Here is a 24,969-nt window from a genome sequence, read left to right as displayed (position 1 = left end):
TGAGTATTGGAGTCCTTGAATGCGGTCGATGTATCCCCATCTGCTGGAGCCCCTCGATCTGGGCTTCACGACACTGCGCAACCGGATCCTGATGGGCTCCATGCACGTGGGGCTGGAGGAGGCGCCAAGCGGCTTCGAGCGGTTGGCCGCCTTCTATGCCGAACGCGCCCGGGGCGGTGCCGGTCTGATCGTCACCGGCGGTATCGCCCCCAACAGAGCCGGCCGTCCCTACCCGGGCGGGGCGATGCTGACCACCGCCGGGGAAGCGGCACAGCACCGCGTGGTCACCGAGGCTGTCCACACGGCGGGCGGGAAGATCGCGATGCAGATCCTCCACTTCGGCCGCTACGCCTACCACTCGGAGCTGGTCGCGCCCAGCGCGGTGCAGGCACCGATCAGTCCGTACGTGCCCCAGGCGCTGACCGAGGCCGAGGTCGAGCAGACCGTCGAGGACTTCGTCCGCTGCGCGGTCCTGGCTCGGCAGGCCGGGTACGACGGCGTGGAGGTGATGGGCTCCGAGGGCTACCTCATCAACGAGTTCATTGCCCGCCGCACCAACCAGCGCACCGACCGGTGGGGCGGACCGTACGAGCAGCGCATGCGCTTCCCGGTCGAGATCGTCAGACGGATACGTCAGGCCGTGGGCGAGGATTTCATCATCGTCTACCGGCTGTCGATGCTGGACTTGGTGCCGGACGGCTCGACCTTCAACGAGGTCGTCACCCTGGCCAAGGCGGTCGAGGCGGCGGGGGTGAGCATCATCAACACCGGGATCGGCTGGCACGAGGCCCGCATTCCCACCATCGCTACCTCGGTGCCCCGCGGCGCCTACACCTGGGTCACGAAGAAGCTGATGGGCCAGGTGGCGGTGCCGTTGGTGACCAGCAATCGGATCAACACGCCGGAGAAGGCCGAGCAACTCCTCGCGGAGGGACACGCCGAAATGGTCTCGCTGGCCCGGCCGTTCCTGGCCGATCCCGACTTCGTCGCCAAGGCGGCGGCCGGCACCCCCCAGGCGATCAACACCTGCATCGGCTGCAACCAGGCGTGCCTGGACCACACCTTCGCACTGAAGATCACTTCCTGTCTGGTCAACCCCCGGGCCTGCCACGAGACCGAGCTCGTCCTCGCCCCCACCCGGCACAGCAAGAACCTCGCCGTCGTCGGCGCGGGCCTGGCCGGGCTCGCCTTCGCCGTGAGCGCGGCCGAGCGCGGACACAGCGTCACTCTCTTCGACGCCGCCGACGAGATCGGCGGACAGCTCACCGTCGCCCGCGAGGTGCCCGGCAAGCAGGAGTTCGACGAGACGCTGCGCTACTTCCGTCACCGGCTCGACGCGACCGGGGTCACAGTCCGACTCGGCACCGCGGTCTGCGCCGAGGAATTGGCCGCAGGCGGCTATGACGAGATCGTCCTTGCCACGGGCGTCAGCCCGCGCATTCCCGACCTGCCCGGTGTCGACCATCCGATGGTCCTGGGTTACCTGGACGTGCTGCGCGACAAGGCCCCCGTCGGCAGGCATGTGGCGATCCTCGGCGCCGGCGGCATCGGTTTCGACGTGGCCGAGTTTCTCACCGACCCCGGCAACGACGCCGCCCACGACATCGACGCCTTCCTCGCCGGCTGGGGCGTCGACGCCGACCACCGCGGCCCCGGTGGACTCACCGACCCCGAACGTCGCACGTCCCAGCGCAAAGTGACCATGCTTCAGCGCAAGACCACCAAGGTGGGCGCGGGCCTGGGCAAAACCACCGGCTGGATCCACCGCACCGAGCTCAAGCGCCGCGGCGTCGCCATGGTCTCCGGCGCCGTCTACGACCGCATCGACGACGAGGGCCTGCACTACCTGGTCGACGGCACCCGCCGACTCCTGGCCGTCGACAACGTCGTCCTGTGCACCGGCCAGGAACCCAACCGCGAACTGCACGACCAGCTCGACGCCCGGGGCATTACCGTCCACCTCATCGGCGGCGCCGACGCCGCCGCCGAACTCGACGCCAAACGCGCCATCGACCAGGGCACCCGCCTCGCAGCGGCCCTGTAGGACGCGACTCACACCAGCCGATCAGCCGGCTGCAGGGGAGAACTGCGGATGCACCCGTTCCGCCGAGCCGTCGAGGCACCGGGGACCACGCGGCCCCGGAGGCCATGGAGGCCGAGGACGTCGTCTTTACCAGCCCGGTCGCCTCGGTCGCCTTCAAGCCCTACCCCGGCAAGCCCATGACCGCCGCGATCCTGTGCGGTGCGCTGCGGGTCTTCAAGGACTTCCACCATGTCCGGGAGTTCAGCGCCGCCGACGGCCGATGTGCGGGTCGCCGCCCTGACCACCGGGCTGTTCGTCGCGCTGAGCGCGGACGACGCAACCGCGTTCGAGCCCGTCGACCCCCACTGCGCTTCGAGCAGACGGCCGACATCCTCGACGCGGTGCACTCCTACGCGCGCGGACTCGAAGGACACCAGGCGCCGCGCGACCTGGACGCGATCCGCCACGCTGGCCCGCTGGCCCGCCTGGGTCGCGGACCTTGGGATGCTGCCGGTCGGCGTGGGGCTCTGCCTCTACCTGCAACCGGTGGCGGTGAACGTCCTCGCCGCCGCGATCGGCTCGCTGATCGTGGTGGGCCTCACCATGACGGCTCGCCGACTGCCGCTGCTGCAGCCACTGCTGCCGGTCACCGCCTGATTCCTCGTCTCCGTTCTCGTGCGGGGAGCCGTCCGGGCCTCCCTGCTGGACGGGCCGCTGCGCACGATCGTCGCCACCCTGGCGGTCCTGCTGCCGGGCGGTCTTCTGGTGACCGGGCTGTCGGAGATCGCCGCAGGCGCGGCCAGCGCCGGAACACCGTGGCCGGGCTTGTGATCAACGTCAACATGCCGCCGCCGGCCATCCCGTGGATCGTCGCGGTGAGCGCTGCCGTCCAGGTGACGGTGGCCTCCGCCAACTGCGCGGCGGTGGGCGGCCTGGCCGGCGCGGCTCGTCCTGGCAGGCACTGCACCTTCCCGCGTTCTGGATCGTGGGGCCTGGTTCCTTCGGCCTGCTGAACACCGCACAGATCGAGGTCGGCGGCGGGGCATACGCCGTGCTCGCCGCCGTGTCCGCCATGTTCGGTGTCTCCGTCGGCACGCTGATCGGCTCGGTGATCAGCCGGATTCCCCGGCCCACAGCCGCTCTGCTGCAGCTGCTGCCCTGACCACACAGACAGCCGCGATGCCGCTGGTGGCAATGGTCCGGGTGCGGCCGGCGTCGGCGCAGTGTTTGGCCGTGCCTTCGTACACTGACTCCAGCTTGCTCGGGACGGACCTGGAGCATCCGCAACGACCACCGAAGCAGCGGACCGAGGCGGCCGACGACCTGGACCGGACCGCCACCGGCCTCGCGCGCTGGGCGGACCCCGTCGTGTAGCACTCCAGCAGCCTGACGATCAGTCAGCAAAGTCAGCATTCAGTCAGCACTGGCCCGACTAAAGCTGCCCACAGATGGCCGCACCCGAGAATCGACGGCCGTCCGGATCGAGCCCATCAGGGGTCTGAACCATCGCCCTCCGGATAAGCGGCGGCAGGCGGGAACGCCCTCTCCGCAGCCCTCCCGCCCGCCGCGCGAAACCCCAGGTCAGCGCGCCCGTCCGCGCGGTTTCAGCGGCGTGGCGGGGAGTTCGGGGGCGGGGAGGCGGTCGCCGGCGTAGCCGTGGACCTCGCCGAAGCGGGTACCCGTCATCCAGTCGGTGCGGGCCTGCGCGATGTCCTCGGTGGAGCGGCCGATGAAGTTCCACCACATGACGATCTTCTCGTCGAAGGGTTCCCCGCCGAGGAGGAGGACGGCGGCGTCGGTGCGGGCGTGGAGGGGGAGGTGGGGGCGGCCGCAGCCGAGGTAGAGCATGGAGCCGGGTTCGACGGGGACGCCGTCGACGTCGACGCGGCCGGACATGGCGAGGACGGCGTACTCGAAGTCGGGGACGAGGGGGAGGCGGAGGTCCGCGCCCCCGGTGAGGGCGAGGTCGGCGCCGACGAGGGGGGTGTGGGTGGTGCCCGGCGAGGTGGCGGTGTCGAGGGTGCCGAGGATGATGGTGGCGCGCAGGCCCGGGGCGGTGACGACGGGCAGGTCCGGGTGGTGCTCGAAGGCCGGCGCGGTGTGCCGGTCGGCCTCCGGGAGGGCGACCCAGAGCTGGGCGCCGTGCAGGTAGCGGGCGTGCGGGCGCGGGGACTCCTCGGAGTGGGAGATCGCCCGGCCGGAGGTCATCAGGCCCAGTTCGTACGGGCGGACGGTCTGCAGGCTGCCGAGGCTGTCGCGGTGCAGCACCTCGCCCTGGTGCAGCCAGCTGACCGTCTGCAGGCCCATGTGCGGGTGCGGCGGGACCTGCATACCGGGCTCGTCGGCGATGTCGTCGGGTCCGTAGTGGTCGACGAAGCACCAGGCGCCGACCATCCGGCGGCCGAGGTTGGGGAGCAGGCGACGCACCACCGTGCTCCCGCCGAGCGGGACTTGACGGGCCGTCAGCAGATCCTTCACCGGCCCGGTGCTGGCCTCGCGGCCGCAGGTGGTCGGGGCGGGCTTGAGGTCGAGGTTGCTCATCGCGGTTCCACCACCGTACGAGGGAGGCCGGGCGGAGAGGGGTTCGTCGTCACCGATCATCCATCACGGTCCGACGTTCCTCCACCCGCGCCCGGCCATCCGGCTGTGCGGCGATCAGGCGCCCGACGGATCCGGCGCCCGGTGGACCAGGCGGCTCAGTGCGCGCAGGCCCACCAGGCGTCCGCCGAGGCCTTGTCGGCGAGCCCCCGCAGCTTGCGGACCGCCTCCGCCGGGTCCTCCGCCCCGTACACGGCCGAGCCGGCCACGAACACGTCCGCGCCGGCCTCGGCGCAGCGCTCGATGGTGCCGGCGGCGACGCCGCCGTCCACCTGCAGCCACAGCTCCAGGTCGTGCTTGGCGATCAGCTCCCGGGTGCGGCGGATCTTCGGCAGCATGATGTCCAGGAAGGCCTGGCCGCCGAAGCCGGGCTCGACGGTCATGATCAGCACCATGTCGAGCTCGGGCAGCAGGTCCTCGTACGGCTCGATCGGCGTGCCGGGCTTGAGCGCCATCGACGCCCGGGCGCCCTTGGCGCGGATCTCGCGCGCGAGCCGGACGGGCGCGGCGGCGGCCTCGACGTGGAAGGTGACGGAACCGGCCCCGGCCTCGACGTACTGGGGGGCCCAGCGGTCCGGGTCCTCGATCATCAGGTGGCAGTCCAGCGGGATGTCGGTGGCGCGGGCGAGCGACTCGACGATCGGGACGCCCAGGGTCAGGTTGGGCACGAAGTGGTTGTCCATGACGTCCACGTGCAGCCAGTCGGAACCCCGGACGGCCTCGGCCTCGTCGGCGAGCCGGGCGAAGTCCGCGGACAGGATGCTGGGGTTGATCTGGGCCATGACCGACTACCTTCACATGAGGGCTGGGGCGCCCCGGGAACGGGCACCTCGCCCCATCATCTCGTGCCGCACGGCCACCGGCCGCACACCGCCTCCCGCGCGTGACCGTCATCACACCCCGCCCGGGGTTACCGGGGCCGCCGCGGTGGTCATCAGCCCTGGAAGCGGTCCACGCGCCCGCCCGAGCGGTCCGCGCCAGCGGCCGTCACGGCACCTGCCGGGCCGTCCCGACCAGTCGAGCTCCCGTTCCCGCCCGGAGCTCCGTCCGAGGAAGGTCTCCGATGACCGATCTCGTCCACCCCGCCCGCGCCCTGTGGTGGCTCTTCGAGCCGGTGCACGCCGTCACCTACTTCCTGCCCGAGGGGCGCGCCGCCTTCGAGGAGGCCGGGCTGCACGGCCGCCTGCACGGCTACTTCGCGAGCCGCTCGGCCCCGCTCGGCGCGGTGGACGCGGCACCGGTGGTCGCCGCGTTCTTCAACTTCTCCCCGGCGATGGTCGAGCGCGCGCTGCCGGAGGTGTGGACGCTCGCGAGCCCGGAGGAGGCGCTGGTGGCGCGGCTGAAGGGTTCGGCGGCGACGCTGGCCCGGCTGCTGGAGCACGTGGACCCGGACCAGGTCGAGCTGGTCGCCGAGACCCTGGAGCAGGCCGCGTCCCGGCTGGACTGCGCGGGCCGGGTGCTGGCCGCTGCCAACGCCGCGCTCCCCCGGCCGACCGGCCTGTACGAGCGGCTCTGGCAGGCCGCCACCGTGATGCGCGAGCACCGCGGGGACGGCCACGTGGCCGCGCTGGTCGCGGCCGGGCTGGACGGCTGCGAGGCCCTGGTCGTCCGCTGCGCGATGGACATGCGGCGCGAGATGATCCAGCCGCTGCGCGGGTGGACGGACGCCGAGTGGGAGGCCGCCGCCGGTCGCCTGGTCGAACGCGGCTGGCTGACGGCGGAGGGCTCGGTGACCGAGCTCGGCCGGATCCGGCACCAGGCCCTGGAGGCGGCCACCGACCTGGCCGCCACCCGGGTGTGGGAGGACTACCCGCGCGCCGAACTCGACCGGCTGGCAGCGGCGTTGAAGCCGATATCGGCGCTGTGTCGCAGCCAGTTGCCGGTCAACCCGGCGGGGCTGCCGGACAGCGTGTAGGCCGGCCGCCGGCCCGTGGCGGTCGGCATTCCTCTCGGTCTGCCGAGCGGCTGCCGCCTGCCGGGCCGCTGCCGCCCGCGGGGCCGCTACGGTGCGCGGACCTCGGGCGGCCCCAGCACGATCCCCCGCCCGGCGTAGAACGCCCCGAACGACCGCCACGGCACGCGCGCGAAGGCCTGCGACTCCCCCGGGAAACCGGACGGGTTGTGGATCAGCAGCGCCGTGTCCGTGGCGCCGACCGCCAGCACCAGGTGCCCGCCGCGCCGCACCGGCTCCGGCCCGCCCGGCTCCCGGATCGACGGGTGCACGGACACCATCACCAGCCGCCCGCCGGCCACCTCGGCCGACACCTCCTCGGGCGTCAACTCCCTTGCCTGCGCGGCCAGTCCCCACCGCCGCCGGACGTAGTCGGCGAACGGTGCGTGGACCAGGCCGTGCAGGCTGTCGCCGTCCCGCACGTACGCGCCGGCCGCCACGCACTCACCGGCGAGCGCCATCGCGGTCGGCGTCACGCCCCACCAGTGCTCCAGCGCCATCCGCAGGCAGGCCACCCCGCACAGCCGCCACGACCACCACGCGTACTCCTCCGGGCCGGCCGCCCCGGACTGCCCCCAACGCGGGTCCGCGGACGCGTCCAGCCGCCCGTCGACGATCTCCCGCACCAGCTCGGGCGACTCCCACTGCGCCCGGTACGGCACCTCGTGCACCACCCGCGCCGGCCTCGCGGCGCTGCCCTGATCCACCATCCCCCGACGCTCTCACGCCGGGGCGACCGACCGACTCACGACACTCTTGAGTACCCGTACTCAGGCGTCCGACCTGCGGCTTTCCGTAGCGTCGTCGCGGCGCGACCACGACGTGGTCACGCCGTGGACGTGGGTCACGCCGTGGACCTGGCCCCGCCGTGGACACGGGCCCGTCGTGGACAAGGACAGCCGAGGACGTGGGAGGCAGCGGCGATGAAGGTCGTCCTGGGAGTACTGGCCGTACTGGCGGCGGGCGCGCTGATCGTCGTCGCGCCGTGGATCTACCTGGCGGTCACCATGGGGCCGGACTCGCCCGACTCGCCGACCACCGCCACCTACGCGCCCGTCGCGCCGTCCCCGACCGCCGCGTCCCCGAGCCGCTTCCCGGCACCGGCGGTGTCCCCCGCCCCGCCGCTCTCGCTCGACCGGTAGGCCAGCCGCTGCGCCGCGTGCCGTCCGCGTTGCTCCACCGGGAGCGCGCCGGTGGCGCCGGCCAGGCCGAAGGGCGGCATGTCGAAGTAGATCGACTCGTACCCGCCCTCCGGCACGATGTACGTCTCGTGCCAGAGCCCGACGTGCCCGCGCGCCTTGCCCTCGCGCAGCTTGCGGTTGGCGATGCCCCACACGGTGTGGTGGAAGCCGTCCGGCGCGCTCGCGTAGCCGTACAGCTTCTCCTTCGACTCCCAGTACTGGACGACGTAGTAGGTGCGCGGCGAGGCGGTGAGCAGGATGCGGCCGAGGAGCCCGCGTTCGGCGCCGCGCTCGGAACCGCGGCGCAGCTCGTACAGCATCCGGAACATCGCGAACATCACCGGGCCCCAGTGGTGCACGGCCCAGAACCGGTTGATCCGCATGCCGATGAGCAGCACCACGGTGTCGCCGGTGGCGCCGGCGGTGGTGTAGCCCCGCAGCGGCTTGGCGAACAGCGAACCGGCCGCTCCTGTTGCCCCGGCCTTTCCGGTCGCCCCAGTCGCCCCGGCTTTCGCGGTCTTCCGCGTCGGTCCTGTCTCCTCCGTCGAGCCCGTCGACCCCGTGGACATCCCGGCCTCCCCGCGCCGCACCCGAACCGCATGTAATCAGCGATTACATCAGCGCGCGATGGCCCGGTCAATGCTCGTCACAGCCACAATTCGGCTACTGCGCAGGCCGGTTGGCGACACCCTGCCCGAAGGTGTCGAGCACCTGCGCGGCCAGCTCCTCCGCCTTCTCCGCCGGCAGGTAGCCGTCCACGATCATCTGCGCCAGCCCGTACACCAGCGCCTGCCCGGCCAGGCCGACCAGCGCCGGATCCCCGGGGCGCAGCCGGCCGGCCTCCTGGTCCGCGACGATCACATCCGTCAACGCCCGGTCGATCCCGTCCAGTTGCTCGCGCAGCTCCGGTTCCCGCGAGGCCGTGAACACCCGCGAGCGCACCAGTTCGAACCGCCGCGGGTGCCGCACCGCGTAGCGGACGAATCCCAGGCCGGTCGCCCGCATCACCGACCCCCCGTCCGGCCCGGCGGCCGCCACCTGCACCTCCTGCCAGCGCACGAAGTCCGCCAGCACCCGGTCCGCCAACGCGGTCAACAACGCCTGCCGGTCGGCGAAGTGCCGGAACGGCGCGCCCGCCGACACCCCCGCCCGCCGCGCCACCTCCCGCACACTCACCTTCTCCTGCCCCTGCTCGTCCAGCACCTCGAACGCCGCCGCCACCAGTGCCTCCGGCAACGCCCCGTGGTGGTACGCCCCCCGCTCCCGCGTCTCACTCATGCCTGCCTTGCTACCACAGCCGACCGGCGCCCACCCCCGTACGGCCGACCCCGCCGGGCAGGTGACCGGCCCTCACCGGGTGGCCGGGGCCGGCACCCTGCCCGGGGCCCGGACGCGCCCCGGGGCCCCGGGAGGGTGCGCGGGGGTCACCAGGCGTAGTCCTCCGGGGCGGGCTGGTGGCCCGGGAAGAGCTCGTCGAGGCGGTCCAGGGTCTTCCGGTCGAGCGTGAGGTCGAGCGCGGCCAGGGCGGTGTCGAGCTGGGCCGCGGTGCGGGGGCCGATGATGGGGGCGGTGACGGCGGGGCGGGAGAGGAGCCAGGCCAGGGCGAGGTCGGCCGGGTCGGTGCCGAGTTCGTCGGCGAAGTCCTCGTAGGCCTGGATGCGGTCGCGGTGCTTGGTGAGGAGTTCGCTCGCGTACCCCATGGCGCTGCGGCCGCGGGTGCCCTCGCGCTCCTTGCGGAGGACGCCGCCGAGCAGGCCGCTGCGCAGCGGGGACCACGGGATGAGTCCGAGGCCGTAGTGCCGGAGGGCGGGGATGACCTCCAGCTCGATCGTGCGGTCGAGCAGGTTGTAGAGGGACTGCTCGCTGACCAGGCCGAGGAAGTGGCGGGAGCGGGCGGCCTCCTGGGCCTGGGCGATGTGCCAGCCCGCGAAGTTGCTGGAGCCGACGTAGATGATCTTGCCCTGGGCGACCAGGACCTCCATCGCCTGCCAGATCTCCTCCCAGGGCGTGGCCCGGTCGATGTGGTGCATCTGGTAGAGGTCGATGTGGTCGGTCTGCAGCCGGCGGAGGCTGGCCTCGACGGCCCGGCGGACGGCCAGCGCGGAGAGCTTGCCCTCGTTGGGCCAGTCGCCCATGTCGGCGTAGGCCTTGGTGGCGAGGACGGTGCGCTCGCGGCGGCCGCCGCCCTGGGCGAACCAGCGGCCGATGATCTCCTCGGTGCGGCCCTTGAGGTTGCCCTCGCTGTCACGGCCGTAGGCGTTGGCGGTGTCGAAGAAGTTGATGCCGCGTTCGTGGGCGGTGTCCATGAGGCGGTGGGCGTCGGCTTCTTCGGTGTGCGGGCCGAAGTTCATGGTGCCGAGGCAGAGGCGGGAGACGGTCAGGCCGGTGCGGCCGAGGCGGGTGTACTCCATGGCGCCCCACCCAAGTCCACACCGGCCCCGCTGTCCAGCACATTCCACGGGCGTGCCGGAGCCCCCCGGTCACCGCCCGTGGGTGGCGAACTTCCGTACGGCGAGCGGCATGCAGAGCGCGAGCAGTACGGCGCTCCAGAGCAGTGCGGCGAGCGCGGCGTGCTGCATCGGCCAGGCGGCGCCGGGTGCCGAGGGGTTGCCGAAGAGCTCCCGGCAGGCCTGCACGACGGAGCTGATCGGGTTCCAGTCGGCGACGGCGCGCAGCCAGCCGGGCATGCCGAGGGTCGGCACGTAGGCGTTGGTGACCATCGCCACCGGGAAGACCACGACCGCGAGTTGACCGGCGGCCTCCTCCTTCCCGACGACGAGGCCGAGCAGCGTGCCGACCCAGGTCATCACGAACCGGAAGAGCAGCAGCAGCGCGAACGCCCCTGCGGTGTCGGCGAGCCCGTGCCGGGCGCGCCAGCCGGCGGCGAGCCCGACCAGCGCCATCAGGGCCAGGACGACCACGCTGACCAGCAGGTCGGCGAGGGTCTGTCCGAGCAGCAGGCCGGTGCGCGAGACGGGCATGGAGCGCAGCCGGTCGGTGACGCCGCGCCCGACGTCGCGGGCGGCGCCGACCATGGTGGGCATGACGCCGTTGGTGGCGACCATGGCGAACAGGCCGGGCATCAGGAACTCCCGGTAGTCGCCGCCGCCCGGCACCTGCATGGCGCTGCCGAAGACGTATCCGAAGACCACCACCATGATCACCGGGACGCCCAGCGAGGCGGCCAACAGGCCGGGTGAGTGACGGTAGTTGAGCAGGATGCGCAGCATCGACGTCCAGGTGTCGGAGACCAGCCGGGCTACGTCGGACGGGCGCGGAGCGGGGTACGCGACGGTGGCCATCAGGCAGCCCTCCCGGCCTCGGCGGCCTGCGTACCCCCGGCGGACTGCGCACCCCCGACGGACTGCCCGGCCGCCCGGTCCGTCAGCGCCAGGAAGACGTCGTCCAGCGACGGCGCCCGCACCGCGACGTCCTCGGCGACGACCCCCGCACCGTCCAACTCCCGGACCAGCGAGGGCAGCAGGACGGACACGCTCGGGGCCGTCAGTACCGTGACGGTCCGCCCGGCCACGTCCACCTGCGCATCACCTCCGGTCAGCGCGGACAACACCACGGCGGTGTGGGCGAGTTGAACCGGATCGGCCAGGGTGACGGAGACCTGGCTGCCGATCGCCGCCTTGAGCCGGTCCGGCGGCCCGGTGGCGATCGCGGCGCCGTGGTCGACGACCACGACGTCGTCGGCGAGCCGGTCGGCCTCCTCCAGGTACTGCGTGGTGAGCAGCACCGTGGTGCCGTCGTCGGCCAGCCCCTTGACGGTGTCCCAGATCTCCTGCCGGCTGCGCGGGTCGAGCCCGGTGGTCGGCTCGTCCAGGAAGAGCACGGGCGGGCTGGTGACGAGGCTGGCGATGAGGTCGAGGCGCCGCCGCATGCCGCCGGAGTAGGTGCGCACCAGCCGGTCGGCGGCCTCGTCGAGGTCGAAGCGGGTGAGCAGCTCGTCGGCGCGCGCCCGGGCCCGGCGGGCGCCGAGGCGGTGCAGCCGGCCGAGCAGGTGGAGGTTGTCGCGGCCGGTGATGCCCTCGTCGACGGCCGCGTGCTGCCCGGCGAGGCCGATGGAGCGCCGGACGTCCTCGGCGGCGCGGACGACGTCGTGCCCGGCCACGCGGGCGGTGCCCCGGTCGGGGGCGACCAGGGTGGCGAGGACGCGGACGGCGGTGCTCTTGCCGGCGCCGTTGGGGCCGAGGAGGCCGCACACGGTGCCGGCCGGGACGCTGAGGTCGAGGCCGCGCAGGGCCCGGGTGGCACCGAAGTGTTTCTCCACGCCCGCCATCTCGATGGCGGGCCGGTTGGTGTCGGACATGGCTCTGCCCCTTCTCTAGGTACAGCGTACGTAGAAGCGCGTGCGGGCGCCATCGTACTACGTACGCCGTACGTATCTAAGATGGGAGCGCGAGGTGATCTTCCAGTGCCGTCCAGCAAGCCCCCCACCGGCTCCGAGAGCCACAAGAGCCCCGACGCGCCGCAGCAGCCGGGCAGGCCCACTCCCCCCGAGGCGCCCGAGCTGATCTGGCTGCGCCCCGAGCGCACCGGCCGCGGCCCGCGCCCGGCGCACAGCCGTGACTCGATCGCCGCCGCGGCCATCGGGATCGCCGACGCCGAGGGCCTGGACGCGGTCTCCATGCGCCGGGTCGCGGCGGCGCTCGGCGCGGGCACCATGTCGCTCTACAACTACGTGCCGAAGAAGGAGCACCTGCTCGACCTGATGCTCGACGCGGTCACCGGCGAGTACCGACTGCCGCCCGCGCCGAGCGGCGACGTCCGGGCCGACCTCACCGACCTCGCCCGCCAGCAGCTCGGCATCTCCCGCCGCCACCCCTGGCTGCCCGCACTGCTGCTGGCCCGCCCCAGCCTGGGCCCCAACGCGCTGCGCTACACCGACCACTTCCTGGCCGTCACCGCCCCCACCGCCCTGGGCGGCGGGGCCCGGATGGAGGCGATGGCGCTGTTCAACGGGTTCATCACCCAGTTCGCCCAGTACGAACAGACGGCGGCCGCGGGCGCCAAGTGGCAGGCGGAGCTGGTCGGTTACCTCGGCCAGGCGGCAGCGAGCGGCGACTTCCCGCACCTGGCCCAGGCGTTCGCCACCGCCGGCCCACCGGCCGATCCGGACAAGGCCTTCGACCGCACCCTGGACCGGGTGATCTCCGCCATCCTGACCCCCGCGCAAGACTCCTGACTGTCCGTCAGGCCACAACCGCCTCGCCCGGCAGCATCCCGGCCACCCGCCCGTCCACCAGCACCAGGACGGCCGGGTGCCCGCCCGCGAAAGCCGCCCGCGCCTCGGCCGCCGACTGCCCGACGCCCACCGTCGGCAGCGCCGGCCCGAGCAGAGCGCCCAGCGGATCGCCCGGCTTCGCACCGCCGTCCGCGAGCGCCGCCACCAGCACCTCCCGCGATACCGAGCCCACCACCTCGGTCGCGCTCACCCCGTACGGGCGCGCCGCCCGCGCCAGCACCGCCGGGGCCACGCCGCCCGGCACGGCGCGCAGCGCCTCCACCGCCCCGCCGACCGTCGCGTCGGCCGGAACCGCCACCAGCGGGCCGGCCGCCGCCAGCGCCTCCCGCACCGCGGTCTCCCCCGGCTCCTCCAGGAAGCCCCACTCCCGCATCCACGCGTCGCTGTGCACCTTCGACAGGTACGAGCGGCCCGAGTCCGGCAGCAGCACGACCACCAGGTCGTCCGGGCCCAGCCGCCGCGCCACTCGCAGCGCCGCCGCCACCGCGGCGCCCGAGGACGGGCCGGCCAGGATGCCCTCCTCCCGGGCGAGCCGGCGCGCCGTCAGCAGCGACTCGCGGTCCGGGATCCGCTCGAAGGAGTCGACCACCTCCGGGCGGTAGGCCTGCGGCTGGCGGTCCTCGACCGTATCGGGGTGCAGGAAGTGCCCGATGCTCTCGACGTACCAGGGGCTGCCGTCCCCGCCCCCGTACGAGGAGGACTCCGGATCCGCGCCGATGACGGTCACCGTGCCGCCGGACACCTGCTTCAGGTAGCCGCCGGTGCCGGTGACGGTGCCGCCGGTGCCGACGCCCGCCACGAAGTGGGTCACCCGGCCGCCGGTCTGCTCCCAGATCTCGGGGCCGGTGGTCCGGACGTGGGCATCGGGATTGGCCGGGTTGTCGTACTGGTTGGCGAGCCAGGCACCGGGGATCTCCTCGGCGAGCCGCTGCACCACGTTGAACAGGTGCCGCGGGTCCTCCCGCGGCAGGGCCGTCGGGGCGAGCACCACCTCCGCGCCGTACGCCCGCAGGATGTCCGACTTCTCGGCGGCCGACCTGTCGGACACCCCGGCGATCACCCGGTACCCGCGCTGCCGTCCGACGACGGCCAGGCCGATGCCGGTGTTGCCGGAGGTCGCCTCGATGACCGTCCCGCCCGGCTTCAGCAGCCCGTCCCGCTCGGCGGCGAGGATCATGGACAGCGCGGCGCGGTCCTTGACGCTGCCGCCGATGTTGAGGAACTCGGCCTTGGCGTACACCGGCGCGGCGAGGCCGGCACCGAGCCGGGCGAGCCGGAACAGCGGCGTCCCGCCGATCGCGTCGAGGACGGATTCGTGCACTGCGGTCATCCTGGGCTCCTTCGTCCGGTGCGGCTCGTGCCGTCCGGTGCGGCGTGTGCGGACGTTCCGACCGAGCCTGCCCACACCCGCGCTCCGCTAGCCGTCCCGACGCGCCCCTCCCCCGTCCGGGGGAAGCGGCCGCCTCCTGCCCCCGGCGGTGACCGCTCCACGGTCCGAGAGCGGGGCGCCACCTTCCCGGCCCGACCGCGGGCGGTACCTCCGCTGCCCGGGGGGGGTCAGCGGACGTCGACGGTGAACTGCCGTTCGGTCCGGTCGGAGCCGTGGGCGAACTTCCCGCCCCCGTGGCTGGGAGCCCCGTCGTGCAGCGTGACGGTGGTCCGGCCCGGGCTCTGGGCGCGGAACGTGAAGTAGTAGTGGCCGCCCGAGCCGAGGGAACCGACGAAGACGTGGGCGGCCAGGTCCTCGATGCCGACGTCGTCGACGTACTCGTCCCCGGACGCCCGCACGACCGCCGGGTCGGGACCGGGGTCGGACACCGCCCAGGCGTCGCGCGACCCCTGGTACCCGAACACCTCGATGGAGAAGAGTTCGCCGGGCTTGACGGTGAGCCGCTCCGAGGTCGCACCGAACACCGTGCCGTGGTCGAGCCTGCCGGTGGTCATCCGGTGCACGACCACCGCGCCCACGGTGATCGCGACGGCCAGCACCGCGGTCAGGGCCAGCAGGATCCGGCGGCGCGTCACACGGCCGCGCCGGGGCTGTGGGGTGGTCACTTCAGGCCTCACTTGGGCATTCGGACTCTTGACACGGCCGGGAACCGGTCGTCGGACGCGCCCTGCATGTGGTTGTCGACGAAGTCGCTCTCGCTGACCCAGACCGTGGCGCCCCACGGAGTGTAGAGCTCCAGCAGGTCACCGCGGTGCGCGATGATCACCATCTGGTGGCTGCCGGACTGGTACCAGTGGCCGCTGTCCACGGAGATCGGCACGGGCTTGCCCTCGTCGACCTTCCGCTCGATCTCGGCCAGCGCGTTCTGGCGCTGGTCCCGGCTGTCGAGGTCGACGTTCTTGTAGCCGGCGCCGGTGTGCGCGCCGATCTCGTCGTCGGCGAATGTCCATGAACTGGGCGGCCCGGGTCACGTCGGCCCCGGTCAGGATGCCGCCGTACTCCCGCCTGCCGTCCACGGCGGCGTCGACGAGCACCAGCTTGTCCGCCGCGCCCAGGCCCTTGTTCGTGAACTTGCCCGCCAGCGCCTTGCCCGCCAGCGCGTTCAGCTCGCGGGCGGCCGCGCGGCCGGCGGTCTCGGCCTTCACCGCCGCGTCGAAGATCGACTTGATGCCGTCCTTCGCCTTCGCGTGCGCGCTGTGCACCGTCACACCCCCCGGTGCTGCAGCGGCAACCCTGCGGCCCCGGGCTTCGCCGGATGGGCGCCGAAGCCCGTTCCGGCACGGTCGTCGCTCTTGTTCCTCCCCCGGTGTCCGGCCCTTCGGTCCCAGGACCGCCGGACAGCACAGTGCGGACCCGGAGCACCGCTGCACCGTCGCACCTTGACACCGCTGCACCGTCGCACCTCGACACCGCTGCGCCGTCGCACCTCGACACCGCAGTACCGACCGCGGGAGGCCGGCAGAACCCGCTGTACCAACAGGTCCCCTCGGAGTATGAGGGCATGTCGGACCGTCACATTTGTCCCACCCGCCCCAGCCCCGGTCAAATCATTCGTCGCGGCCTCGCCGACGCCGTACCGTGGACCGGTCGGTGATCTTGGCCAGGGAAGGGCAGACACGCACCATGCAGCAGTACCAGGGGTGGGCGGACGAACACTACGGCGCAGTCGCGGACGTCTTCGCCGCCAACTTCGAGGAGTTCCCCGAGCTGGGCGCCGCCGTCACGGTGTACGCCGGCGGCCGCAAGGTGGTGGAGCTGTGGGGCGGCACGGCCGACGAGCGCACCGGCCGCGCCTGGACGCAGGACACCGTGGTGCCGGTCTTCTCGTGCGCCAAGGGCGCGGTGAGCATCTGTGCGCACCTGCTCGCCCAGCAGGGCCGACTCGACCTGGACGCGCCGATCGCCCGCTACTGGCCCGAGTTCGCGCGGCACGGCAAGCAGTCCGTCACCACCCGGATGGTCCTCGGCCACCGGGCCGGCCTGCCGGCGCTGGACGCGGTGCTCCCCTTCGAGGAGGTCGCCGCCTGGGAGCCGGTGATCCGGGCGATCGAGGCCCAGGAACCGCTCTGGGAGCCGGGCACGACCTACGAGTACCACGGCCATGTGTTCGGCTTCGCGGTCGGCGAGGTGATCCGCCGGATCACCGGTCTGACCCCCGGGGCGTTCCTGCGCAAGGAGCTCGCCGAGCCGCTCGGCCTGCCGGTCTGGATCGGCCTTCCGGAGAGCGAACTCCCTCGCCTGGCCAGGCTGGTGGAGGCCGAGGGCCGCCGCCCGATGCCCGGCCCGGAGCACCTGCTCACCAGGATCGTGACGATGAACGGCGCGCTGGTCTTCCCCGGCCTGGACGTGCCGCACGGCTGGAACGACCCGGCCCTGCACGCGATCGAGCTGCCCGGCGCGGGTGCCGTCGCCTCCGCCACCGGGCTGGCCGGCCTGTACGCGGCGGCGGTCACCGGTCTGGACGGCGGCGAGCGGCTGCTCTCCCCCGACACGGTCACCGACGCGGTGCGCGAAGTCTCCTCCGGCGCGGGCTTCCTGGGCTTCGACATGGGCGCCCGCTGGGGCTCCGGCGTGCTGCTCGACTCCCCCGCGTTCCGTCCGCTGCTCGGTGGGCGCAGCTTCGGCAACGACGGCGCCGGCGGCCAGTTCGCCTTCGGTGACGACGAGTTCGGCGTCGGCTTCGCCTACGTCGCCAACCGGATGATCGGCCACGGCGACGCCCGGGCGAACCGGCTGATCGACGCGGTCCGCGGGTGCCTGGGATGACGGACTTCCTCACCGTCCTCACCGGCCTGGTCTCCACCGGCGGCCTCGGCGACCTGCGCCACGGTGCCTCGCTGCCCGAACTCGCCGCCCGCTACGGCGATCCCTGGGACGGCGGCCGGATCCGCCGCGACAACCGCTGGCCGCACGGCTTCGGCTGGGGCGACGTGCAGACGGTGTTCTGCCGCTGCCGGCAGCTCCATTCGCTGTCCCTGCCGGTCTGGCACGGCGAGCTGGAACTCCCGCGGCCGGGCGGCGAGTCGGTGACGCTCGACACCCGTGTCACCGAGGCCGAGCTGACGGCCGCGCTCACCGCCGCCGGGTGCGTCTGGCAGACGGTGACGTACGAGAACCTCCCGCACCAGCGGAACCTGCTGTTCTCGCCGGCCGAGGAGGTCCGGGTGGAGCTGGTCCTGACCAACCGGGAGGCCTACGACCAGCCGCCGTTGGAGGAGTGGGTGCTGCACAAGGCGATGCTGTGGGGCTACGAACACGTCGACTGTCCCGAACCGGACCGCACGCTGCCGGACGACGGCTGGGGCGCGGCCGAACGCTGAGCCGGGCGCGGGCGGTTCGGCCAACGCCGGACCGCCCGCGCCCGGTCCGCCCGTCCGGTCCGTGGAGGCCCGGTGGCGCCCCGTCCCCACCCCCGTTTGGCACGGACCGCCGCCGGGTCCTCGGCCCCGGTCTCCCCGGGCCCCGGTCTCCCCGCTGCCTCACCCCTGCTTCAGCAGGAAGTCGTAGACCGCCTGCCGCCCGACCGGGTTCGCCGCCCGGGTCTGCACCGAGTGCGCGGCCCCGGGCACGATCACGATCTGCGGGTCGTGGGCCGACGCGGCCTGCTGGTACAGCCACTCGTTCGGCGTGGAGAGGTCCCGGTCGCCGCCGAGCAGCAGCACCGGCACGTCGGGCAGCTCGCGGTGCGCCGACGGCGTCGGCGGCACCGGCTCGCGCGGCCAGTCCAGGCAGACCAGCAGGCTGCCGAGCCCGGTGGCGGTCGCGGCGTCGTACGGCCGGGTCTGCTCGGCGGTCAGCCGCTGCCGGGTCCGCTCCAGCGCCGCCGCGCGCCCCGCGACCGGGGTGTCGGTGGTGCCCCACGGGAAGTGGCCGTCGGCGCACACGGTGGCGGCGTGCAGTCCCTGGCTGAGCAGGTCGGCGGGGGCGGCGTCGCCCTGGTGGACGGTGTCGATGAAGCTCTGGAGCTTCGCGGGCTGCCCGGCGGCGGCCTCGTGCAGCGCCTCCGCGACGCCGCCGTAGTTCGGGTCGGTGAACTCGTAGCTGGTGAGGGCGTCCAGGATCTGCGCCCCGTTGCCGTACTGCCGGACGACCGCGGCGAGATCGGCGGCCGGGTCGGTGGTGCAGCCGGTGGCCCGGCAGGCGGCCGTCAGGACACGGGCACTGGCGGGCAGCGCGGCCAGGTCGAGGGGGTCGTAACCCTGTTGCGGCACCACCGAGTCGAGCACCAGGCGGGCCACGTGCGCCGGGTGGGCGAGCGCGTACCGCTCCGCGACGAAGGTGCCGTAGGAGACGCCGTCGAGGGTGAGGCGTCGGTCGCCGAGGGCGTGGCGCAGCAGGTCGATGTCGGCGACGGTGTCCGCGGTGCTGTAGTAGCGGGCGTTGGGGCCGAGGGCGGCGGCGCAGTCGGCGATCGACTGTTCGCGCGGCGCGGCGAGGTCGGAGGAGCCCATGTCCTCCTGCAGGCCGGGGCACCGGAGTGCGCCGCCCCCGGTGCCGCGCTGGTCGTACATGACCAGGCGGTAGTCCTTGAGGACGGGTTCCAGCTTGCTCGCGATCCGCTTCATCAGCGGGACACCGGGCTGGCCGGGGCCGCCGGTGAGGAACAGCAGGTCGCCCTTGGGGGCGTCGGTGTTGCCGGCGACCGCCACGGCGAGGTCGAGGCTGCCGGGCGTGGCACCGCTGTGGTCGAGCGGGACGGTGAGGGTCCCGCAGGTGAACTCCGGCGCGTCCGGACAGGGCGCCTGTCTGGAGATCCCGCCCCCGCCTCCGGCCGGTTCCGCGGCCGCCGCGAGGGCGGGAGTGGCCAGGGTGGTGCCGGCGACCACCGCGACGGCTCCCAGCAGGGCGGCGACGCGGCCACGCGTGCTCGTCATGTTCGTCCTTCCGGTCGGCCGCGTCCGTGTGGACGCGGTCACCGAAGTAGCGTGCGCCCCAAGGGAGTTCACTGGCGAGCGTCGGCTCCGCGATTCGTCCAGGGGCGAATCGTCATCACCCGGAAGGCGGACGAACCCACCCCCGTCGGCCGCGCCGGCCGGGGCTGTCGCGCCCTTCGTTCCCTTCGCACCCGTCGCGCCGGTCGCGCCGGTCGCGCCGGTCGCGCCGGTCGCGCCGGTCGGAGCACCGTCGAGCGCCCGGACCCGGGGCGCACGGCCGCCGAGCGCCCGGGAGGTACGGCCGCCGGGCCCGAGGAGCGCTCAGCTCCCGGGCCCGGCGGCGGTCCGCCTCACACCAGCACGCGCGGGAGGACCACCCGCACCCACTCCTCTGGCTGCGACAGGTGCGGGGCGTGGCCGGCGCCGGTGTACAGGTGCCGCTCCGCCTTCGGCAGGGCGAGGTCGACCAGGTCCAGCACCTCGCCGAACATCGGCGCGCTGTCGTCGCTCTGGGTGAGCAGCGCCGGTTCGGTGTACCGGGCCAGCCCGGTGAGGTCGAGGTCGAGCGCGTCCGGGTCGCGCAGCTCGTCCAGGTAGGTGGGCGCGTTGCGGATGTAGGTGTGCCGGATCGGCGCGGGCAGCTGCTCCCACGCGCCCGGCCCGAAGGCGAGGCTGTCCACGTACAGTTCGGCGGCCGCGGCGGACTCGGCCTGCTCCAGCAGTTCCCGGACGGCGGCGATCCGGTCGGCGAAGGCGGTGCCGATCGGGCGGAGGTCCGGGTCGGCGAGCAGGATGCCGGTGCCCGGCGGCTCGTGCACGCCGATCCCGCGGAGCAGGTCGGGACGGGCCGAGGCGAGCCGGAGGGTGACCAGCGCGCCGTAGGAGTCGCCGTAGACGAAGGCGGGGGCGAGGCCGAGCCCCTGGATCAGCCCGGCCAGGTCGGCCGCGTCCTCGTGGACCGAACCCTGGGTGAGCAGGTCCTCGCTGCGGCTGTGCCCCCGGCGGTCGTAGGCGACGACGGCGGCGGACTCCGCCAGGCCCGGCATCACCCGCGCCCAGGAGTCCCCGTCGCTCCACGAGCCGTGCACCAGGACGACGCCGGGGCCCTCACCTTGGGCCTCGTAGTGCAGCGCCACCCCGTTCACGCTGATCTCGGCCATCACGAGCCTCCCGATCTCCGCGGTGCTCCCACACCAGCCTGACACAACCGCCTGGAAGGCTCAGATCCGCCGGTCGCGGCGGCGCTCCCCGGCGCCGGACGGCCCGGGAGGCCCGCGCCGGAGCGGCCCGCGGCCCGGAACCGGGGCTACCCGCGGCCCCGAGCCGGAGCGGCCCGCAGCCCGGAACCGGGGTGGCCCGCGATGAAGATCATCCTCACGCGTGATCCGCCCACCCCACACCCGTGCCAGGCTCGGCGCATGCACTACGTCGTACGCCGGATGGCCACCGAGGAATGGCGGGAACTCCGCGAGATCACCCTGGAGGCGCTGCGGGACTCCCCCGACGCCTTCAGCCTCTCCTACGCCCACGCCGCCGCCCGCCCCGACGGCTACTGGCAGCAGCACGCCGCCGCCGAGGCCACCGCCCGGGAACGCGCCACGTTCACGGTCCGTGACGAGGACGGGAACTGGGTCGGCATGGCCGCGGTCGAGCCCATCCCGCACGTGCCCGACACCGCGCACGTCCACGCCGTCTACGTCGCCCCCGGACACCGCGGTGCGGGCGGCCCCGCCGCCGACCTCGTGAACGCGACCGTCCGCCACGCGCAGGAGCACGTCGACGTCCGGTGGCTGACCCTCGGCGTGAACGAGGGCAACGGCCGCGCGCTGGCCTTCTACCGACGGCTCGGCTTCGAGGACACCGGCAAGGTGATCCCCTACGTCCGGAACCCGGCCGAGAAGGTCCTCATCCTGGGCTACCCGGACTTCCGGAACGACTCCCGCTGACCGCGGGCGGCACCGCCGACCACGCCGTCGGCGGCGGGCCCGGTGGGGGGCCGCCGCCGACGCCCGATCGCCCCTCACTTCATCCCGCGCACCGGCGGCTCGTCCCGCGTCCCGTCCTCCGCGACCACGGTGAACTCCTTGGGCCCCGACACCGACAGGTCCACCGGGTACAGCGACGACGTGCCGTTCACGTCCAGCTCGGCGTTCCGCCGTCCGGTCGCGGCGTCCACCCGGGTGATCCGGTTGCGCGTCATCGCCCACACCGACGTCCCGTCCACCACCAGGCCCGAGACCTGGTCGTCCAACCCCGCCGTCCACCGCTGCCCGCCGTCCGCGAGCGAGTACGCCACCAGCCGGCCGGTCGCGCTGCGGACCGGGTTCCTGCCACTGCCGATGGTGACGTCGCCGGGCCGCTCCCCCGGCACGACGAACAGGTCCCCGACGACCACCCCGCCGAACAGCGGCCGGGCGTCGAACTCGTCGAAGGCGTGCAGGCCGCCCAGCATCACGTCCAGGTCGTACTCGCTCCCGGACACCGGGATCGACGCCCGCGGCCGCCCCGCCCGGTCGAAGCTGAGCACCGCGTGCGTCCCGCGCTCCCCCTGGGCGTCGACCCACACCGCGAGCGGATCGACCGACACCACCGCGAGGTTCTTCAGCCCGCCCGCCACGGGCAGCGCGATGCGCGCCTGCTCCCGCCCGTCCTCGGCGGCCAGCGACCGCAGCACGGGCGCCGCCGCGCCGCACTGCGCGACCGTCACCACGTCCGCCGCACCGCCGGCGACGTGCAGCGGGGCGCAGCCGGCGTCGGTCGTCCCGCGCCACACCGCCGCACCGTCCGCCAGCCGGACCGCCCGCCAGCCGTCCTTCTCCTGCAGGACGGCCTGCCCGCCGGCGACGGCGACCACGTCCGGCGTGGCCGCGTCCCCGTCCCGTGCCGGCGCGTCCACGGAGGTGGTCCAGCCCTCCTTGCCGTCGGAGAGGTCGAGCGCGGTCACCGCCGTGCACGGTTTGTCGTGCGGCGAGTGGCCGATCAGCCCGACGGAGCCCTGCCCGGCGGTGCCGGCACCGACGCCACGGCTCATCGCGCACACCGAGTCCTCCCCCGGCAGCGTCCAGTGCCACACGACGGCCCCGGTGGCACTGCGGTAGGCGACCACCTGGTCGGGGCGGACCCGCACCACCAGGTCCCCGGCCGTCCAGCTGCCCAGCGCGCGGGTCGTGGACGGCCGGTCCAGCGGGGCCTTCCAGGCGTCGTCCACGCCTTCACCGGCGAAGGCGAAGAAGATCCCGAGCCCCAGCAGCATCCCGACGGCGGTCGCCGGGAAGCCGCGCCGGGGGTGGATCAGCGCCCAGACCAGGCCCCCGCCGCACGGCATCAGCCCGAGGATGCTGATGATGCCCAGGTATCCGAGGCTGTCGCCGCCGAACCCGTTCGCCGGCCCGAGCAGTGCGGCCAGCCCGATGGTCGCGAACAGGCCGCCCAGCACCCCGCCGGCGACCACCATCCAGATCTCCTTGTCCCAGGCGAACCTGGCACCCCACCCCGCCCGGACAACGCTGTCCTCGGGCCCAACGGCCATGCCGTTCTCTCCCCTGCGACGCGCCGCCCACCGCATCAGGACGACGATCATCGGATCGTCGCAGAGCCCTCGGTCATCCGAAACAAAGAGCAGGGAAAACCCCGGCCATCACCTGCACATGCGAGGCGCCGAATGGGGTGATCGTTACGAACTCGCTCCTCGCCACCAGCGGAGCAGGAAGTCGGCCCGCCCGACTTCCTGCGGCCCGACCCTCTGCCCCCTCCTCGGAGCAGCACGCGGACCTGCCCGCGGGCCCGCACCACGTCTCCCAGGCCGGGACGACGTGGTCGGAGCGCTCCCCCGGTCGACAAGGGAGCAAGATTCCCCCGTGGACGGAGGGCGGCCGCTCCCCCACTCCGCCCACTCGAACGGGTGAGCCTCGACGCCCGACAGTGCGCACACGTAGGGTCGGCTCGTTCTGCTGTACATGACTCCCCCGCCCGGCACGCCGCCACCGCCGTCCGCGCGCACCGCGCCGCCGAGGCCCCCGTGGCGGCCGCCCGGGCGACGGCAGCGATCCTCTCCCTCGCGATCCTGCTCGTGCCAGCCACGGTCACCCGGGCGACGAACGGCCGCCCGCGGTCTGGGCGGGCTGGTGGGAGGCCTCGGCCGACGCCGCCAACATCCGGCTCGACCACTCCGGCGGAAACACCGTCGTCGGGCTGGCCCGCTCCGGTGACGTCGTCGAGGTGGTCGGCACCTGGACCTCACCGCTCGGGGCCCGCCGGGCCAGGGTCATGGTGACGCGCAGTGGGGTCACCGGCTGAATCCTGGCGTGCCTGCTCACGCACCGGGCCCCACCCCCGGAACCGTAGAATCCGCCTGTACACCCCAGGGAGGATTCCGCGTGTTCCTAGCGCACCGTGAGCGCACCCCAGAACTCACCCCGCGGCAGGAGGAAGGGCCGGTCAACGGCGTCGCCCTGCTGCTGCCCGGCGGGTTCATCCGAAGCCGCCGCGGACCAGTGAAGGTCGCCGAACTCGGCCTGCGGGAGCTCGCCACCGAGCTCACCGAGCGCGGCCGCCCGCACGGCCTCGCCGTCCACGTTCTGCGCTACCGCTACGGCGGCTGGAACGGCGACGACGCCGACACCGCCGTCGACACCCGGTGGGCGCTCGACGAGCTCGCCCGACGGTACGACGGCGCACCGGTGGTCCTGATCGGCAACTCCCTCGGCGGCCGGGCGGCCTTCTGGTGCGCCGGACACCCCTCCGTCGTCGGCGTCGCCGGAATCGCACCCTGGCTGCCCAGCGGCGACGCGGTCGACCAGCTGGCCGGCCGACGGGTGCTGATCGTCCACGGCACCGGCGACTACAGCGCGGCCAACGCCACCCAGTCGCTGGAGTACGCGCTGCGCGCCCGCCGGGTCGTCCCTGATCTCGCCCGCTACGAGATCCCCGGCGGCAACCACTACCTCCTCCGCGAGACCCGCGACATCAGCGCACTCACCACCGCCTTCACCCTCGCCGCTCTCGATGCCGAACCCGCGGCCCTCGCCACCGGAGCCGTCTGCACCCGACTCCCGGCCCGGGCGTAGCGAACCCCGTCGCCCCGCTCACCGCGGCACCCGGTACTCACCGATCCGGACGCGGACGAGGAGGCCGGCCGCACAGAGCGCCTGCAGGTCCCGGCGGACGAACTTGGGCTCCGGCCGGGGCCGGTAGAGCTCCCGGGCCCGCTGCCGGGTCCAGGTGCCGCCGGCGCGGTGGATCGCGGCGAGGAGAGTGCGGCGCCGCTCGGCGGGCGGCGCGGTGGGCTCGATGTCGGTCATGCGGCCATGGTTCCGCAGCAGCGGTCCCGGCGGGAGTGCCGTTCGGCAGGATCGGCCCGGCCACTTCCCCCCAGGATTCCTGCCGATCGGCACATGCGCGATCGGGACCGGAGCAACCACTCTTGGAGTCACCGAACGGCAGCCACCCGGGCCGCCGCACAAGGAGGCTCCACCATGGATCCACCCAAGGCCTACCTGGCGCGTCGTCACATCCGCTCACACCGAACCGACTTCACCGCCCGCCTGAGAGGGTGTTCGATACCGATTTACGCTGCCGCGAGCGGTTTCGGGCGGAGGTATTGCCCGGTTCTATCCGGGTTGGCGGTCAGGCGGCTGGT

Annotated in this window: 27 protein-coding genes and 1 pseudogene; 12 read left to right on the top strand and 16 right to left on the bottom strand. The window is 73.6% G+C overall.

Annotated features, from left to right (window positions below):
- Positions 1-19: 19 nt before the first annotated feature.
- From ACZ7KX_RS40460 to ACZ7KX_RS40435, 6 genes and pseudogenes are all read left to right on the top strand, one after another.
- Positions 20-2,044, top strand: a complete 2,025-nt coding sequence (locus ACZ7KX_RS40460) for an oxidoreductase (RefSeq protein WP_470330940.1) — start codon at positions 20-22, stop codon at positions 2,042-2,044.
- A 48-nt stretch (positions 2,045-2,092) separates the two neighbouring features.
- A pseudogene (locus tag ACZ7KX_RS40455) lies at positions 2,093-2,361 on the top strand (hypothetical protein); the annotation flags it as partial.
- Positions 2,273-2,680: a hypothetical protein gene (locus ACZ7KX_RS40450; RefSeq protein WP_470330953.1), complete on the top strand. Its 408-nt coding sequence runs from the start codon at positions 2,273-2,275 to the stop codon at positions 2,678-2,680. The pseudogene ACZ7KX_RS40455 and the gene ACZ7KX_RS40450, both read left to right, overlap by 89 nt.
- An 18-nt stretch (positions 2,681-2,698) precedes the next feature.
- Positions 2,699-2,854 carry a hypothetical protein gene (locus tag ACZ7KX_RS40445; protein WP_470330952.1) on the top strand — a complete coding sequence of 52 codons (156 nt, stop codon included), beginning with the start codon at positions 2,699-2,701 and terminating at the stop codon, positions 2,852-2,854.
- Positions 2,855-3,008: 154 nt separating this feature from the next.
- Positions 3,009-3,185 (top strand): hypothetical protein, encoded by a 177-nt coding sequence (locus ACZ7KX_RS40440; RefSeq protein WP_470330939.1) that lies wholly within the window; start codon positions 3,009-3,011, stop codon positions 3,183-3,185.
- Positions 3,186-3,256: 71 nt separating this feature from the next.
- On the top strand, positions 3,257-3,397 hold the full coding sequence (locus ACZ7KX_RS40435; protein ID WP_470330938.1) for a hypothetical protein: 141 nt from the start codon (positions 3,257-3,259) through the stop codon (positions 3,395-3,397).
- A 207-nt stretch (positions 3,398-3,604) separates the two neighbouring features.
- Here the strand turns inward: ACZ7KX_RS40435 and ACZ7KX_RS40430 are convergent, their stop codons facing one another.
- Both ACZ7KX_RS40430 and rpe read right to left on the bottom strand, forming a co-directional pair.
- On the bottom strand, positions 3,605-4,564 hold the full coding sequence (locus tag ACZ7KX_RS40430; protein ID WP_470330937.1) for a pirin family protein: 960 nt from the start codon (positions 4,562-4,564) through the stop codon (positions 3,605-3,607).
- 155 nt (positions 4,565-4,719) lie between these two features.
- The gene (gene rpe, locus ACZ7KX_RS40425; protein WP_396550325.1) at positions 4,720-5,403 is read right to left on the bottom strand and encodes a ribulose-phosphate 3-epimerase; all 684 of its coding nucleotides are present in this window, start codon (positions 5,401-5,403) and stop codon (positions 4,720-4,722) included.
- Between the two features lie 281 nt (positions 5,404-5,684).
- Between rpe and ACZ7KX_RS40420 the strand changes: the two genes are divergently transcribed.
- Positions 5,685-6,536, top strand: coding sequence for an SCO6745 family protein (locus tag ACZ7KX_RS40420; RefSeq protein ID WP_470330936.1), 852 nt, complete (start codon positions 5,685-5,687; stop codon positions 6,534-6,536).
- An 86-nt stretch (positions 6,537-6,622) separates the two neighbouring features.
- Here the strand turns inward: ACZ7KX_RS40420 and ACZ7KX_RS40415 are convergent, their stop codons facing one another.
- The 6 genes from ACZ7KX_RS40415 to ACZ7KX_RS40390 all read right to left on the bottom strand — a co-directional run bounded on the left by ACZ7KX_RS40415 (position 6,623) and on the right by ACZ7KX_RS40390 (position 12,071).
- Positions 6,623-7,282 carry a C39 family peptidase gene (locus ACZ7KX_RS40415; RefSeq protein ID WP_470330935.1) on the bottom strand — a complete coding sequence of 220 codons (660 nt, stop codon included), beginning with the start codon at positions 7,280-7,282 and terminating at the stop codon, positions 6,623-6,625.
- A 335-nt stretch (positions 7,283-7,617) separates the two neighbouring features.
- Complete coding sequence (locus ACZ7KX_RS40410) at positions 7,618-8,208, bottom strand: DUF4188 domain-containing protein (protein WP_470330951.1); 591 nt, start codon at positions 8,206-8,208, stop codon at positions 7,618-7,620.
- Positions 8,209-8,416: 208 nt separating this feature from the next.
- On the bottom strand, positions 8,417-9,031 hold the full coding sequence (locus ACZ7KX_RS40405) for a TetR/AcrR family transcriptional regulator (RefSeq protein WP_470330934.1): 615 nt from the start codon (positions 9,029-9,031) through the stop codon (positions 8,417-8,419).
- A gap of 146 nt (positions 9,032-9,177) precedes the next feature.
- Positions 9,178-10,164, bottom strand: a complete 987-nt coding sequence (locus ACZ7KX_RS40400) for an aldo/keto reductase (RefSeq protein WP_470330933.1) — start codon at positions 10,162-10,164, stop codon at positions 9,178-9,180.
- Between the two features lie 69 nt (positions 10,165-10,233).
- Entirely contained in the window at positions 10,234-11,055 is an 822-nt protein-coding gene (locus tag ACZ7KX_RS40395; RefSeq protein WP_470330932.1) for an ABC transporter permease, read from the bottom strand.
- Positions 11,055-12,071, bottom strand: a complete 1,017-nt coding sequence (locus tag ACZ7KX_RS40390; protein WP_470330931.1) for an ATP-binding cassette domain-containing protein — start codon at positions 12,069-12,071, stop codon at positions 11,055-11,057. Before ACZ7KX_RS40390 ends, ACZ7KX_RS40395 begins: the two co-directional genes overlap by 1 nt.
- A gap of 105 nt (positions 12,072-12,176) precedes the next feature.
- Here ACZ7KX_RS40390 and ACZ7KX_RS40385 point away from each other — a divergent pair, with 105 nt between their 5' ends.
- The gene (locus tag ACZ7KX_RS40385; protein WP_470330930.1) at positions 12,177-12,947 is read left to right on the top strand and encodes a TetR/AcrR family transcriptional regulator; all 771 of its coding nucleotides are present in this window, start codon (positions 12,177-12,179) and stop codon (positions 12,945-12,947) included.
- A 7-nt stretch (positions 12,948-12,954) separates the two neighbouring features.
- On the opposite strand, the gene ACZ7KX_RS40380 is transcribed toward ACZ7KX_RS40385, so the two are convergent.
- From ACZ7KX_RS40380 to ACZ7KX_RS40370, 3 genes are all read right to left on the bottom strand, one after another.
- Entirely contained in the window at positions 12,955-14,337 is a 1,383-nt protein-coding gene (locus ACZ7KX_RS40380) for a pyridoxal-phosphate dependent enzyme (protein WP_470330929.1), read from the bottom strand.
- Positions 14,338-14,564: 227 nt separating this feature from the next.
- Positions 14,565-15,062, bottom strand: a complete 498-nt coding sequence (locus ACZ7KX_RS40375; protein ID WP_470330928.1) for a protease inhibitor I42 family protein — start codon at positions 15,060-15,062, stop codon at positions 14,565-14,567.
- A gap of 8 nt (positions 15,063-15,070) precedes the next feature.
- Entirely contained in the window at positions 15,071-15,277 is a 207-nt protein-coding gene (locus tag ACZ7KX_RS40370; protein ID WP_470330927.1) for a hypothetical protein, read from the bottom strand.
- A gap of 803 nt (positions 15,278-16,080) precedes the next feature.
- On the opposite strand from ACZ7KX_RS40370, the gene ACZ7KX_RS40365 reads away from it, so the two are divergent.
- Together ACZ7KX_RS40365 and ACZ7KX_RS40360 are read left to right on the top strand one after the other, a co-directional pair.
- Positions 16,081-17,223 carry a serine hydrolase domain-containing protein gene (locus ACZ7KX_RS40365; RefSeq protein ID WP_470330926.1) on the top strand — a complete coding sequence of 381 codons (1,143 nt, stop codon included), beginning with the start codon at positions 16,081-16,083 and terminating at the stop codon, positions 17,221-17,223.
- A complete protein-coding gene (locus ACZ7KX_RS40360) occupies positions 17,220-17,777 on the top strand; it encodes a hypothetical protein (RefSeq protein WP_470330925.1) in 558 nt (185 codons plus the stop codon). Before ACZ7KX_RS40365 ends, ACZ7KX_RS40360 begins: the two co-directional genes overlap by 4 nt.
- Positions 17,778-17,936: 159 nt before the next feature.
- On the opposite strand, the gene ACZ7KX_RS40355 is transcribed toward ACZ7KX_RS40360, so the two are convergent.
- On the bottom strand, positions 17,937-19,331 hold the full coding sequence (locus tag ACZ7KX_RS40355; RefSeq protein WP_470330924.1) for an alpha/beta hydrolase: 1,395 nt from the start codon (positions 19,329-19,331) through the stop codon (positions 17,937-17,939).
- 350 nt (positions 19,332-19,681) lie between these two features.
- Positions 19,682-20,491, bottom strand: a complete 810-nt coding sequence (locus ACZ7KX_RS40350) for an alpha/beta fold hydrolase (RefSeq protein WP_470330923.1) — start codon at positions 20,489-20,491, stop codon at positions 19,682-19,684.
- 258 nt (positions 20,492-20,749) lie between these two features.
- On the opposite strand from ACZ7KX_RS40350, the gene ACZ7KX_RS40345 reads away from it, so the two are divergent.
- Entirely contained in the window at positions 20,750-21,277 is a 528-nt protein-coding gene (locus ACZ7KX_RS40345) for a GNAT family N-acetyltransferase (RefSeq protein ID WP_470330922.1), read from the top strand.
- A 74-nt stretch (positions 21,278-21,351) separates the two neighbouring features.
- Here the strand turns inward: ACZ7KX_RS40345 and ACZ7KX_RS40340 are convergent, their stop codons facing one another.
- Both ACZ7KX_RS40340 and ACZ7KX_RS40335 read right to left on the bottom strand, forming a co-directional pair.
- Positions 21,352-22,860, bottom strand: coding sequence for an outer membrane protein assembly factor BamB family protein (locus ACZ7KX_RS40340; RefSeq protein WP_470330921.1), 1,509 nt, complete (start codon positions 22,858-22,860; stop codon positions 21,352-21,354).
- A gap of 553 nt (positions 22,861-23,413) precedes the next feature.
- Positions 23,414-23,620, bottom strand: a complete 207-nt coding sequence (locus tag ACZ7KX_RS40335; RefSeq protein ID WP_470330920.1) for a hypothetical protein — start codon at positions 23,618-23,620, stop codon at positions 23,414-23,416.
- An 87-nt stretch (positions 23,621-23,707) separates the two neighbouring features.
- On the opposite strand from ACZ7KX_RS40335, the gene ACZ7KX_RS40330 reads away from it, so the two are divergent.
- A complete protein-coding gene (locus ACZ7KX_RS40330; RefSeq protein ID WP_470330919.1) occupies positions 23,708-24,397 on the top strand; it encodes an alpha/beta hydrolase in 690 nt (229 codons plus the stop codon).
- An 18-nt stretch (positions 24,398-24,415) separates the two neighbouring features.
- On the opposite strand, the gene ACZ7KX_RS40325 is transcribed toward ACZ7KX_RS40330, so the two are convergent.
- Positions 24,416-24,631, bottom strand: coding sequence for a hypothetical protein (locus tag ACZ7KX_RS40325; RefSeq protein WP_470330918.1), 216 nt, complete (start codon positions 24,629-24,631; stop codon positions 24,416-24,418).
- Positions 24,632-24,969: the final 338 nt, after the last annotated feature.

The sequence above is a fragment of the Kitasatospora sp. NPDC038210 genome, from assembly GCF_055600605.1.
This window is presented reverse-complemented; position numbering and strand designations above follow the sequence as displayed.